The organism is Microbacterium sp. H6, assembly GCF_003314775.1.
Lineage (GTDB): Bacteria > Actinomycetota > Actinomycetes > Actinomycetales > Microbacteriaceae > Microbacterium > Microbacterium oxydans.
Genome location: NZ_QOAY01000023.1, coordinates 1 through 219, shown reverse-complemented (window position 1 = coordinate 219; position 219 = coordinate 1). Strand labels below are relative to the sequence as shown.

The window sequence follows — 219 nt, the reverse complement described above, 5'->3', positions numbered from 1 at the left end:
CGCACGTCTACCGCCGCATCGACGATGCCCTCCGCGGAGACGATTCGGGTGCGAGCGCTCCGGTGGTCCCCGCGTTCGTGCGCATCGGCTCCTGGGTGGGCGGTGACCGCGACGGCAACCCGTTCGTCACGGCCTCCGTCACGCGGGAGGCGTCGCAGATCGCGGCGGACCATGTGCTCCGCGGCCTCGAGCGCGCGCTGGGGCGCATCGGCCGGACCC

General features: G+C 74.4%; 1 protein-coding gene. It reads left to right on the top strand.

Annotated features, from left to right (window positions below):
- Positions 1 to 219, top strand: a 219-nt coding sequence (locus DSP71_RS01115) for a phosphoenolpyruvate carboxylase (protein WP_113680149.1), incomplete at both ends; no start/stop codon positions are given.